The sequence below is a fragment of the Thermotoga sp. KOL6 genome, from assembly GCF_002866025.1.
In the GTDB taxonomy this organism is placed as follows: domain Bacteria; phylum Thermotogota; class Thermotogae; order Thermotogales; family Thermotogaceae; genus Thermotoga.
On sequence record NZ_LNDE01000002.1, the window covers coordinates 246867 to 261244 of the forward strand.

At 42.8% G+C, this 14378-nt stretch carries 5 protein-coding genes; 2 read left to right on the top strand and 3 right to left on the bottom strand.

Going from position 1 to position 14378, the window contains the following annotated elements:
- Positions 1-108: 108 nt before the first annotated feature.
- Positions 109-3894, top strand: coding sequence for a DNA-directed RNA polymerase subunit beta (locus AS005_RS05450; protein ID WP_101510688.1), 3786 nt, complete (start codon positions 109-111; stop codon positions 3892-3894).
- 18 nt (positions 3895-3912) lie between these two features.
- Entirely contained in the window at positions 3913-8985 is a 5073-nt protein-coding gene (gene rpoC, locus AS005_RS05455) for a DNA-directed RNA polymerase subunit beta' (RefSeq protein ID WP_101510689.1), read from the top strand.
- Positions 8986-9027: 42 nt separating this feature from the next.
- On the opposite strand, the gene AS005_RS05460 is transcribed toward rpoC, so the two are convergent.
- The 3 genes from AS005_RS05460 to AS005_RS05470 all read right to left on the bottom strand — a co-directional run bounded on the left by AS005_RS05460 (position 9028) and on the right by AS005_RS05470 (position 14374).
- Complete coding sequence (locus AS005_RS05460; RefSeq protein ID WP_101510690.1) at positions 9028-10872, bottom strand: ABC transporter substrate-binding protein; 1845 nt, start codon at positions 10870-10872, stop codon at positions 9028-9030.
- Positions 10873-10943: 71 nt separating this feature from the next.
- Entirely contained in the window at positions 10944-13439 is a 2496-nt protein-coding gene (locus AS005_RS05465) for a DNA polymerase III subunit alpha (RefSeq protein WP_101510691.1), read from the bottom strand.
- Positions 13436-14374: an RluA family pseudouridine synthase gene (locus tag AS005_RS05470; RefSeq protein WP_101510692.1), complete on the bottom strand. Its 939-nt coding sequence runs from the start codon at positions 14372-14374 to the stop codon at positions 13436-13438. The genes AS005_RS05465 and AS005_RS05470 overlap by 4 nt, the downstream gene beginning before the upstream one ends.
- Positions 14375-14378 lie beyond the last annotated feature (4 nt).

The following is a 14378-nucleotide window of genomic DNA, read 5'->3' on the forward strand; positions in this document are numbered from 1 at the left end:
GATACGAGTGTTCCTTCTCACCCGATTTCCCTCTTCTTTCTCTCGAAAGATCAAGCCCAGGAGAAAAAAATCCTGGGGGTTTCTTACTCCACAACGAGAGGTGAGAAAATGAAAGAGATTTCTTGCGGTAGGAGAAAAAGGCTTTCTTTCGGCAAAATCCAAGAGCCCATATCCGTACCAGATCTAGTGGAAATCCAGAAGAATTCCTACCGAAAATTTCTTGAAGAAGGCCTTCTCGAAGTTCTCAGAAAATTCTCTCCGATTTACTCACAGACAACCCGCTCAGATTTGAGAAAATCAGATAAGGGTTTTGCACTGGAGTTCGTTTCCACAAGAGTGGGAGAACCAACCGTTGAACCCCTAGAATGTAAAGCGAAAGGATTAACTTACAGTGTTCCCGTTTATGCGACTGCCCGTCTTACAGATTTGAAAAGCGGCGAGATGAAGGAAGAAGAAGTCTTTTTAGGATACATTCCTTATATGACAGAAAGGGGAACCTTCATTATAAACGGTGCAGAGAGAGTTGTGGTAAATCAGATAGTGGTCTCCCCTGGATTGTATTTTTCTTCGGAGTATATAGATAGAGAAGAATACGGTGGTTATTTTCTTCCGTCTCGAGGTGCATGGCTTGAAGTCATCCTGGATCCCTATGATGGTGTTCTCTACGCAGGTTTGGATGGAAAGAAAGTCAATCTTTTCCTGTTTTTAAAAACGATCGGTTATGAAAAGGACGAAGATATCCTGTCGTTGTATCCAACCTTTCTCGATGCTGACGACGAGGACAGTCTGCTCCTTCACGTTGGGTCCATCATTTTAGAAGATGTTTACGATGGCGATAGGAAGATCGCGGAAAAGTGGGAAATTCTCACCAAAGATTTGGCCGAGAGGATCTTGATGTCAGATAACATAGAACAAGTGAAGATTGTTCATCCAATTGCGCAGAATACTTTTGAAAAAATGTTGGAGATCTTGTCATCATCGAACGAAGGAGAGGAAGAAGAAAAAACGAGAGTTTACGGTTTGAACGAAGTCACTGTTGTCGACGCATATCTGGAGATATTCAGGAAGTTGAGACCAGAGGAACTTCCTAGAATTAACGCCGCTAAAAGATATCTCCATGACCTTTTCTTCAATTCAGAAAGATACGATCTTTCTGAAGTGGGAAGATACAAAGTCAACGAAAGACTCAAAAATGCGTATGTTAAGTACCTCATAGAAGTGGAAGGTGAAGATCCAGAAAAAGCGCGTGAAAAAGTTTACAATGAGACCTCTCCTATTTTAAAACCTCTAGATATTGTTTTAGCTTCTAGAATTCTTTTCGATTACTTTGAAAGACGATATATCAACGATTTCGAAATAGATTCTTACGAAATGAAAAATCTGGTAAGAATATTCAAGGAAGAATACCTTGAAAAAAGAAAGACAGCATCCTATGATCTTAGAAAGCTCATCTCTACTTTCAGAAAAAACTATGATGTTGGTTCCGATATAAGTGTCTTTGCTGCTATCAGGTATATTTCCAACATAAATAAGGAACTTCCAACGATACCCTTCGACACAAAGGATCATCTTGGAAACAAACGAGTCAGATCAGTGGGAGAGCTTGTTCAAAGAGAATTCGAAAGGCTATTTGCTCGAGCACAGAAGGCGATACAAGAAAGATTGACTCTCATAAACTCTTTGAGCAAAGCCTCAATACAGAGTCTGATAAACATAAAATCCATCATTTCAACGGTGAACCAGTTCTTTGCTATGAATCAACTTTCCCAGTTTATGGATCAGGTCAATCCTTTGTCAGAACTAACACACAAGAGGAGAGTCTCCGCTGTAGGACCAGGCGGCTTGCGTAGGGAATCCAAAGTTTTTGAAGCAAGAAACGTGCACTATTCGCAGTATGGGAGGCTCTGTCCCATTGAGACACCAGAAGGTGCAAACATAGGTTTCATCACGTCACTTGCTATATACGCCAAGGTGGATGAGTACGGATTCTTAATGACGCCCTACAGAAAAGTGAAAAATGGCAAAGTAACAAACGAGATTGTCTATTTGAGAGCCAACGAAGAAGAGGAATACAAGATCGTTCCCGCTACAACCCCAGTGGATGAAGACGGAAATATCATTCCAGAACGTGTAGTCGCTCGTATAGGGGAAGATATAAGACTTGTCCCCAGGGAAGAAGTAGACCTGATGGATGTTTCAACAAAGCAGCCGTTCAGTGTCTCTGCTTCTTTGATTCCCTTCCTCGAGCACGACGATGCAAGTAGAGCTCTCATGGGATCCAACATGCAAAGACAGGCTGTACCTCTTTTGAAAACAGAAGCACCGCTCGTCGGGACAGGAATGGAATGGGAAGCGGCGAAGAATTCTGGTTATGTTGTTCTGGCAAAACATGATGGTATTGTCAAAGAGGTGGATGCCTCCAAAATCGTTGTTCATCGAATCGATGAAAATGGTAATTTAATGTATGACGAAGCCGGGAATCCAGTTGTGGATGAGTACAAACTACTGAAATTTGTGAGATCCAACCAGGATACTACGATAAATCAAAAGCCGATTGTGAATGAAGGAGATTTAGTCAGAGAAGGAGATCCAATAGCGGACGGACCGGCCACTGATATGGGTGAACTTGCACTTGGAAGAAACATTTTGGTTGCGTTTATGCCATGGGAAGGTTACAACTACGAAGACGCAATTTTGGTTAGCCAAGAGCTTTTAGAAGAAGACGTTTTCACATCCGTTCATATCGAAGTTTATGAAACACAGGCGAGGGAAACACGACTTGGACCCGAAGAAATCACTGCCGATATACCGAATGTGAGTAAAGAACTTCTCAAAAATCTCGATGAGAATGGAATTATCAGAGTAGGGGCATACGTTGTCAGTGATTACGGTGTGGGTTCTCAGGCTATACTTGTTGGAAAGGTAACCCCCAAGGGAGAAGGAGACACTACACCTGAAGAGAAGATCATCAGATCTGTGTTTGGGGAGAGGGGTAGAGATGTTAAAGATACCTCACTCAGGCTTCCTCATGGTGTCGAAGGAAGAGTTATAAGAGTAGATGTCTACGATCAGAATGACATAGCTGAGTTAGGTTCGGGTGTTCTGAAGCTCGTTAGAGTGTATGTGGCAGCGAGGAAAACCCTTGACATAGGGGATAAATTGGCGGGGCGTCATGGAAACAAAGGTGTAGTCTCCAACATTCTCCCAAAGGAGGATATGCCGTTTCTACCCGATGGGACACCTGTTCAGATGGTTTTGAATCCTCTTGGAATTCCCTCCCGAATGAACGTGGGACAGATTTTAGAAACACATCTTGGTTGGCTTGCCAAACTCACAGGAAAATGGTTCGCAACACCTGTCTTTGAAGGAGCCAATGAAGATGACATTTTGAAACCACTCTACGAGGAGAGAAAGAAAAGAGGACTTCACCTAGGCGACGATGAAAATAATCCTAACGGAAAGGTTTTGTTGAGAGATGGAAGAACGGGTGAACCTTTCGATAATCCTGTTGTAGTGGGTTACATGTACATGCTCAAGTTGATCCACATAGCCAAAGAGAAAATACACGCGAGATCTACGGGTCCTTATTCCTTGATCCATCAACAGCCTCTGGGTGGGAAGTCTCACTTTGGAGGACAAAGGTTGGGTGAGATGGAAGTTTGGGCGCTTGAAGCGTACGGTGCAGCCCATACACTCGCGGAGATGTTAACTATAAAATCCGACGACATCAAGGGTAGGAACGAAGCATACAAAGCTATTTTGAAGAATATGAACATACCGGAACCCGGTGTTCCTGAGAGCTTCAGAGTTCTCATAAAAGAGCTGAGAGGATTGGCACTCGACGTCCGGCTTTATGATGAAAACGGAAATGAGATAGATATTGATAAGTACTGATATTGGGAGGGTGATAGAATGCCCATGTCTTCTTTCAAGAGAAAAATAAAGGCGATCCAAATAAAGATAGCCTCGCCAGACGTGATAAGAAGCTGGTCTGGAGGGGAGGTTAAGAAACCAGAAACTATAAACTACAGAACCTTCAAGCCCGAACGAGATGGATTGTTCTGTGAAAGAATCTTTGGTCCTGTGAAGGACTATGAATGTGCTTGTGGTAAATACAAGGGGAAGAAATACGAAGGAACGGTTTGTGAAAGATGTGGTGTCAGGGTTGAATCCAGAGAAGCGAGAAGAAAAAGGATGGGGCATATAGAGTTAGCAGCTCCCGCTGTTCATATTTGGTATCTGGAAAGTATTCCAAGTGTCCTTGGGACTCTACTCAACATGAGTGTTTCTGATCTCGAGAATATTATCTACTATGGGAGTCGTAGAGTTATAGAAAGAGCCTTTATTGTGACAGATCCAAAGGATACTCCTTTCATGCGTGGAGATACTCTTTACGAAACGGAGTACAGAATTTACAGAAAGAAATGGGACTTCGATGTTGAGCAGGCGTTCATTGTTAAGAATCCCAAATCTCCTGTGCTTTCTGATATAGATGGCGAAATTAGCCTGAAAACAGAAAAAACAGTTACAGGAAAAGAGATCACCTGGATCATTGTCAGGAACGTGAACAGAGCGGAACATACAGTTCTTCCCGGCATGGTGATCGTTGTGAAGGATGGTCAAGAGGTTGAAAAAGGGCAGGAGCTTACAAAAGAGATGACAGTTGAACCCATGTACGCTCCGTTTGATGGACATGTGGAAATAGATGATGTTTCGAACACAATAATGGTAAAGCCTCTCACAACAAGCAAAGATCAACCGGTTGTTTTCACTATACCTTATGGTGCCAGAGTTCTCGTTTCCAACGGTCAGAAAGTGAAGAAGGGGGATCAACTTACAACATCCACCACTCTCCCAGCGGTCAAAGCGAGTACATCGGGTGTTGTGAGATTCGGTTCGAATCTTAATATAAAAGCCCTTGAGGATGGAAACTTCGAGGTATTATCCACGGGTAATATCTACGTTGAGCAGGTTATAGAAGAGAGAAAATATCCCGTTTTCGAGGGAGCTCTCGTTTATGTCAACAACGGAGATGTGGTGAAAAAAGGAGATCATCTAGCAGATAGGTTCCTTTTCGAAGAGGAATATCTTTCTTCCACAGAATATAAGATTTTTGAATCTCACTACCCGGCCATGTTCGATGTTGAAGAACGAACGGAAAACGATAGGCCAATAGTTGTTATAACAGACATAGATCCCGAGGTTTCTGAAGAAACAGGTTTAAAAATAGGTGACATTATCACGGAAAACGAGTACGAAGCTTATCTTCAAATCTACCCCGAAAAGATCGTTGCAGACAGTGGAGCTCAAGCTATAAAGAAGCTTCTGCAAAATCTGGATCTGGAAGCATTGAGAGCGGAGATCGAAGCAGAACTCAAGAAATTGCCCGCCTCTAGTTCAAAAGCGATAAAACTGAGAAGAAGATTGAAGATGGTAAAGGATTTCCTCAAATCGGGTAACAAACCAGAATGGATGGTACTGGAGGTTGTGCCCGTCATTCCACCAGATCTCAGACCAATGATCCAAATAGAGGGTGGTAGGTTTGCCACAACGGATTTGAACGAACTTTACAGAAGGCTCATTAACAGAAACAACAGACTCAAGAAACTTTTGGAACTTGGAGCGCCCGAGATTATCCTGAGAAATGAAAAAAGGATGCTTCAAGAAGCTGTGGACGCTCTCATTCACAACGGTTCAGACTCCGAAGGAAAGAGAAACAGAAGGGCGGTTTTGAAAGATAGAAACGGGAGGCCTTTGAAATCTCTCACAGATCTCTTGAAAGGTAAGAAAGGAAGATTCAGGAGAAATCTGCTTGGGAAGAGAGTGGATTATTCTGGGAGAGCTGTTATCGTTGTGGGACCACATTTGAAGATACATCAATGTGGTATACCGAAAAAAATGGCGATGGAACTATTCAAACCTTTTGTTTTAGCGAAACTCTTGGGCGAAGGAACGGCGAGCAAAACAATGAGAAAGGTGAAAAAAGCCATAATAGAGAAAGAGATGCCAGAAGCTTGGGAAGTCCTCGAGGAGGTCATAAAAGGCAGCGTTGTGCTTCTGAACAGAGCTCCTACACTTCATAGAATGTCGATCCAAGCGTTCGAACCAAAGCTTGTTGAAGGTAACGCCATTCAATTGCATCCCGTTGTGTGTCCTCCATTCAACGCAGATTTCGACGGTGACCAAATGGCGGTTCATGTGCCTCTCTCAGCTGCAGCACAGGCCGAAGCAAGGTTTCTTATGCTTTCAAGGTACAACATAATATCGCCCGCTCATGGAAAACCAATATCCCTACCAACACAGGACATAATCATAGGATCTTACTATCTGACAACCGTTGGAAAGGATTTCGATTCTTTGAAAGAGGAAGATGTTAAATGGAAATTCTCATCGCCGGAAGAAGCGATGCTCGCATACCATTTCGGATACATAAAACTCCACACACCAATTCTCATAAAGGTAAACATAAGGGGAGAAGAAAAGAGAATCAAAACAACTCTTGGAAGGGTTATATTCAACAACATTCTTCCAGAAGATTTGAGAGACTACAACAAAATTTTCGACAAGAAACAGATAAACACCCTGGTTTATGAAACTTTCAAGAGATATGGAATAGACAGAGCAGCGGATCTTCTTGATGATGTGAAAGATCTTGGATTCCACTATGCGACGGTATCTGGCCTTACTTTGTCCCTGAAAGATCTTAGGATTCCTCCAACGAGGGATGAAATGCTTAGGAGAACATGGGAGAAGGTAAGAATCATAGAAGAAAACTATGAAAAAGGTTTCCTTACAGAAGAGCAACGAAAGAGTGAAATCATAAGACTTTGGATGAACGTAACGGAGGAGATCACACAACTTACATCCAAAACACTTGCCGAGGACCCATTCAACCCTATCTACATGATGGTGAATTCTGGGGCAAGAGGGAACATAGATCAGGTGAAGCAGTTAGCCGGTATAAGAGGATTGATGATCAAAGCCTACGACCCAAGATCCAGAGAGATTAAATCAAAGATTTTCAAGGGTCAAGCCATACACGAAGCTTTGACATTCGACTATCCAGTTGACAGGAACCTTAGAGAGGGTGTTGACATACTTCAATTCTTCATATCCACATACGGAGCAAGAAAGGGTCAAGTCGATACTGCAATGAACACGTCGTTCGCTGGATATCTAACGAGGCGCTTGGTTGATGTGGCACAGAGTGTTACTGTGACAGAACCCGACTGTGGTACGCATGAGGGTGTCAGAGCTATGGACTTGATAAAAGATGGTACCGTTGTGGAGAAACTCAACGATTTCCTCTTTGGAAGAGTATTGGCAAGTGACGTCGTTGAGCCAGAAACGAAAGAAGTTTTGAAAAATCCAGAGACGGGTAAGGAATACACACGGAACACGATGCTCACGGACGACGACGCGAATTTCCTCGCTTCTTACAAGAAGATGGTTGATGTTGTAAAGTTTGGTGAAATAGACATATCTGAACTTACGCTTCCCAAAACGTACACAGAGATCGCAGAACCTGTTGGAGACTTTGAAGAGGGAACGGAGCTCACATGGGATGTTATAAAAGTCGCCAAGAACGAAGGAAAGTACAAGATAAAAGTGAAGATGTATCCTGTTGTTGGTACGGTCTACGCAGATGAGAATCCTATATACGACAAAAAAGGTGAAAAGCAATTGGTGGTTTATCAGGAAGTGATAAACGAGATCGTAGCGAAGCTTCTTGAAGAAAACGGTGTTGAAAAGGTACTTGTAAGGCCCGATATCATCGTGAGATCTCCTCTCACCTGTGAGTCCGAGTACGGGGTCTGTGCCGCATGTTATGGCATGGATCTTTCCAATCACAAAATAGTGAACGTGGGAGAGTCCGTTGGAATAGTTGCTGCTCAGTCCATAGGGGAACCTGGTACCCAGCTCACCATGAGAACTTTCCACGTTGGAGGTGTCATGGGTGCCAGTGATATTGTTAGCGGTCTCACAACGGTTGAAAAGACGTTCGAACCTTATGCGTTCCTGAGGGAAGAAAAGAGCGGTGGGAAGAAAGAGATAAGGAAATATTATGGTTCTGAAGCTGTTTTGTGTGAAGTAGACGGATTTGTAAAAGACATAACAACCGATGAAACAGGACGAACAGTTATATACGTGGAAGATTACTTGGGTGGTATACATGCGTACAAAGTACCAAAGAGAGCGAAAGTAAAGGTACAGAAGGGACAGAAGGTGTTGAGAGGAGAAACTCTAACCACGGGTGCTATCGTATGGTGGAAACTCCTCGAACTAGAATCGGAGAAAGGTGTTCTCACCGCTATGAACCTTCTGAAGATCATCAAGAATGCTTACGTCCAACAGGGTGTTAGCATTCACGATAAACACTTCGAAATTATTTTCAGGCAAATGCTCAGTATGGCGCTGGTTGTCGACCCTGGAGACAGTGATTACCTGCCGGATCAGCTAGTACCTCTTGTGGACATAAGAAGAGTGAACAGAGAAATATTCGAAGGAAACGCAAAGGTTGAAGAAAACAGAAAATGGGTTGTAGGGAAAACATTGGCGAGAAGGGTGATCACGGAATCAGAGGATGGTCAATTGGTCGAGCTTGCACAAAAAGGTGAAGAAGTCACAGAAGAGCTTCTCGATGAGTTCATAAAAGCAGGAATAAAAGAAATAGACGTTCTGGAGAAAAATAGAGTTGTAACATATCAGATCCTTCCAAAAGAACCAATCAAGTACAAGAGGAGATTGCTCTCCCTCAAAAAGGCCGCTTTGAACTACCCAGGATGGCTCAGTGCAGCAGCATTCGAGGAGACAGCATGGGTTCTAACAGCTGCAGCGATTGAAGGCAAAGTGGATCCTCTCATTGGTTTGAAAGAGAACGTAATAGTGGGACAGCTCATACCGGCTGGTACAGGATTGGACGTCTTTGCTGGAGTGCAAGTGGAAGAAACCCCAAGAGCAGCGGCAGAAGAAAAACTTGCGTGAGAGAGGACAAAAAGAAAAGGGCCCTGCGGGGCCCTTTTTATGTTATTCTTCAGCCTTCCAAAGTGCGTAGTAATCGTCTCCTGGTCTCATTGGATTGTGATACCAACCTTTGACCCAACTTCTTTGAACCCTTACGCCCAATGGTTGGTAAAGCGGCATACCGAGTGCGTGCTTCATTGCGAATCTCTGGATTTGCTCGTAGAGAGCCTGCCTTTCAGCTGGATCGGTCTTTGCGATAGCTTCTTCAATGAGTTCGTCAAGGCTTTTTCCACCAAGTTCTGGATGGGGTGAGGAAACGAATTTTCTGAAGTTCTCACCTTGTCTTCCTGAATAAACACCTGCACTGTGGTAATAGGTGAATATGAAGTTGTGAGGATCTGGATAGTCAGCTAGCCAACCTATGATGAATACGGGGACTTCCCCTCTCTTTGTAGCATCCAGGTACGTTGGCCACTGTACACCTCTTACTTCGATCTTGAACTTCGGATTGATCATTTCTATGAAGGACTTCAACATTTCCGCAGCGGTCCTTCTCACATCGTTACCTGTATTGTAGAGAATCGTAAGTTTGAATCCTTTTTTCCACACTTCTCCATTCCAAGCTTTCTGGAAGTATTCCGTTGCTTTTACAAGATCAAAGTGAGGAGCATCCGGATCGTTTAGCAATTCTTCGTTGAATCCAAGTAATCCTTCTGGGAGGTCTGTGGGGATTCTTCTACCAAGACCTTTTAGGACTTCGTTGATGAAGGTTTCGTAATCGAAGGCGTAAATGAAAGCTTTTCTTACGTTTTCATCGGTGAAGAAATCAGGTGGTATTCCGTTTCCATCGAGTTTCCCTGAACCTATGTATTTACTGTCTTCGGGAACGTTCCAGGCAAAATGGAGAGAAGTAACGGCGAGTTCAGGAAGTCCTTTTATCACAGTAATACCGGGTTTACCCTCTACTTGTTCGAGATACTGTGTCGGAACCACACAGATGTCTGCGTCTCCTTGAAGGAGCATGGCTTTTCTGGTACTCCATTCGTCGATACCCCAGATGATAACTCTCTTGATTTTTGCCGGTTCTCTCCAGTAGTTGTCGTTTCTCTCAAGAATAACTTTCTGCTGCGTTCTATCCCATTCTACGAACTTGAACGGTCCCGTTCCATTCATTCTGGCATAGAGTGGAGAATCTTCTTTTCTGATGTTGTGGTACTTCCACCACGTATCTGCCTTTCCATCCCAACAACCAATTTCGATACACCATTCCTTGTCTAGAATGGCACTCCAGCTGGCGCTCTGAGCGAGAATGTACATGAACGGAGCGAAAGGTCTTACAAGATGGAACACAACAGCATCACCTTCAACTTCAATGGCGGGATCAATGTAATCTGTGTAAATTTTGATTAAAGCATCCCTGTACTCGGGAAGTGGTTCGCCGTTTTCATCGAACAGTTCGTTATAGGGTTTCCCTATCTTCTCTTCGACAAAGGTTTCGAGTGAATCCACACCGAACAGTGCTTCCCAAAGCATCCACATTGGACCTGCTACAGGATCGAAAATCAAACCTCTTTCGAAACTGTATTCCACGTCTTCTGGAGTCAGATCCCCACCTTCATGGAACTTCACACCTTTTCTAATATAGAACTTGTAAGTTTTTCCATCGTCCAAGATCTCCCATTTTTCTGCAAGGCGAGGTTCGAATTCCGTGAGGCTTTCTCCTTTGTAAGCGATTAAGTTTTCGTACACGTTGTAGATCACTTCACCACTGGCTGTATCGTATGCGTAATGTGGATCGAGGGTATCCGGTTCCCCGATGGTTGCATCGATGATAGTGTCTGGATTTTTCACCTCGGCTAAAATCAGAACAGAAAACACAGCCAAAATTACCACGAGAAATTTCCTCATACTTGTACCCCCTTTCCAAAAATGTAGTGAACCTTACTATATCAGAATTATAGCATAATGTGAAAGAAGATTTATTGAATGATTTTGTACTCGTATTCATCACTTACTGGGCGGTAACCTTCGTATATCTTCGTTCCAACCTGTGTTATTTCATTTTTACCAGCTCTTTCGAGTTTCACAGGTGAATTCACCTTGTAAAGGAAACGCATGTTTTCATTGAAAGGCCATATTCTCAAGGATTTTCGGAAAGGAGAGAGAAGAATCAGAAACAACCCATCTGGTATATCGTTTAACAATTGACAAATTGAAACACCGTCTGTTACAATTCCTCTTGTTACTCTCCTGACAACTACAGGAAGAACCTTACCGTAGGTGAAAACATCGGGTATGTTTCCAAAGAGTCCCACGGGTACCTCGTAATTCAGTGTAAGGGGAAATCCCAAACTTTTTCTCTCCAGCTCGTTTACATCACTCACCTTCATCTTCGGGGCAGATCTGTCTATCTTTTCACCGAACAGTTCACGTATTTCCAAAATGTCCCTGTCCACTCTTTTGTTCAGATCGTCGAAAGCTTCCGCCCTGTTTTCATACAAATTATCGAAAGCACCAGCAGCGATCATGTTCTCCAGAATATTCCTCGGAACTCTTTCTTGAAGATCTCTCACACTCTTAATCGGACGCACCTTTTCTATTTCCTTTATCAAACTGATTCCAACACCTTTTACAGCTGTTAAGGGAAGATAAACTTCTTTGTTCTCGATGATGAGACTTTCTCCAGAGATGTTCACATCCGGTGGATGAACCTTGTAATCCTCACTTCTCAATTCTTGGACGGCAAGGAAAATCTTTTCGGAGTCTCCTATGTTGTATTCGAAGTATTTTTTAAAAAATTCTTCAAAAAAGTGTGTTTTCAAGTAAGCTGTTTGAAACGTGATGTGTGCGTAGGCGACACTATGAGATTTGTTGAATGCGTACGATGAGAAATTCAAGAGAATATTGAGTATGAAATCCACATCTTGAACACCTTTTTTGATAAGACCTTCTCTCATTTTTTCAAGGAGTGGTATCATTATTTCTCTTTCTTTTTTTGCAATTGCTTTTCTCAACGTATCGGACTCGGAACCGGAAAGCCCCGCAAACATTGCCAAACTCATTATCTGTTCTTGGAATATCACGACTCCCTTCGTTTCTGGAAATATTTCTTTGAAAAGTTGAGGAACGTTTTTAGGAGAGGTGTATGCACTGTCTATACCGGATTTCAGGGGACCTGGTCTGTTGAGGGCGAGAAGGATGGAGAGATCTTCCAATTTTTTTGGACTTATTTTCCTGCACAATTTTCTTGCTTGAAACCCCTCTAACTGGAAGATTCCCAGTGTCTTTCCTCTGGAGATAGTACGATAAGTCTTCTCATCAGAGTAATCTATCTTTCCTTTCTCAAGATCTTTTATGAAAGAGAGAGTTTTCAGCCCTAGAATATCCATTTTCACGACACCAACGTTCTCAAGTGAGTGCATATCGTAATCTGTCACTGGAGTTCCCTCTTCCAACCTCATTGGTAATGTGAGAGGAGTTTCTGATATCACGATTCCTGCAGCATGGATACTTCTATGATGTGGCAAACCGTAGACAGTTTTGTAGATCAGAGTTTTCTGCTCAGAATCCAGGGGAAAAGAGTTGATAAGATTTCTCAGGGATCTTTCCGTTAAGTTTCCAAAAGTGGAAATTTGATAAACGTGAAATTCTCTCGCCAATTCCGATATCAACTCTTTTCTCTTTCTATCTTCTACATCAATGTCTATATCTGGTGGTTCATCCCTTTCCTCGTTCATGAATCTTTCAAATAAAAGATTGTGTTTCAGAGGATCGACCTCCGTGATACCACAGAGATACACCATCAAGGAACCGACAGCACTACCTCTTCCTGGCCCTACCTTTATTCCCATTCTTTTTGCAATTTCCACTAGCCTTTCTACGGTGTATACATAGGGGACAAATCCTTTCTTCTCCATGAGATCGTATTCTCTTTTCAAACGTTCAACGTATTTTGTTCCTAATTCCTTCGCTTTTCTTTCGAGAGAGATGTACCAGTCTTCCGGCGGAATGGGTAATTTTTGATCGACTTTGAGATCATAAGCTTCAGCCTTTACAATCTTGGCGATATCTTCGCATCTTTTTGGAAACCCCCTCACATTCTCGTCCAGACCAAACACTTTTCTCATGAAAATGCTAGCTTCTCTTTCCGTAGGGTCCAGATACCTGACGGGTACAAGATCGGTTATTTGAAAACTCAAAAGATTGTCTGCTTTTTCCTCGCCGTTGTAGAATTTCACCAAAAGATCGTATTCTTCTCTGTTTCTTGCAACGAAAACCCTCTCTTCTTTCCATAAACCATGAACCGGTATTAAATCGTGTTTTCTCATTAAAGTGTTGAATTTCACGGCAATATGGAAATTTCTATCGGCGAGGAGAACTGATTTTAATCTCATTTCCTTCAGCAAAGTGATCAATTTTTCGATTCTGACTACGGATCCATCGAAAGAATACGGGGATATCACCCAAGGAATCATTTCCGTCTTTCCTCCACATATTTCGATATACTCCTAATAGCTTCTTTAAAATCCTCCGGTAGCGGAGAAACGAACTCCATCCACTCTTCCGTCCGAGGGTGAAAGAAACCTAACTTCAACGCGTGAAGCATTTGTCTTTTTATTCCGAAAATCTCGTCTTCTTTGTACTTTCCGTAAATCTTATCACCCATGATGGGATGACCAAGGCTTTTCATATGGACCCTTATTTGATGTGTCCTTCCCGTTTTTGGAAAAGCCAGGACGAGTGTGGCTATGTCGTCGAATCTTTTGAGTACTCTGTATATTGTGATTGCCTCCTTCCCGTTTTCACTAACAGTCATCTTTATCCTCAATATGGGATGTCTCGCAAGAGGAAGTTCGATTATCCCTTCGTCATTCTTTATACATCCCCTTGCTAGTAAGATATATGTTTTCTTCACTCTTCGATCTTTGAACTGTTTCGAAAGAGCCTGGTGGGAAAAATCGTTTTTTGCGACAACAATAACACCGGAGGTTTCTTTATCTAGTCTATGGACTATGCCAGGTCTCAATTTTCCGCCTATGCCTTGAAGGTCATTGCAGTGATGAAGAAGGGCGTTGACAAGGGTTCCACTCAGTTTGGAAGGGACAGGGTGGACTATCATGTCACCAGGTTTATCGATAACAATGATGTCTCTGTCCTCGTAAAGGATCTTCAAATCTATTTCTTCGGGTTGGACCGTTGGTTCTTTTGGTCTTTCAGGTAGATCCACCTCCACTAAGTCTCCTTCTTTCAATTTGTAACTCGGTTTCCTGATCTGACCGTTGACTTTCACTTTTCCTTCCTTTATTGCCTTTTGTATCATCGAACGGGAAATCCATGCCGGTGTTTTCTCCTTCAAAAACTGATCGAGTCTCCATCCCTCTTCTCTTCTTTCGACTTTCCAACTTTTCACCATC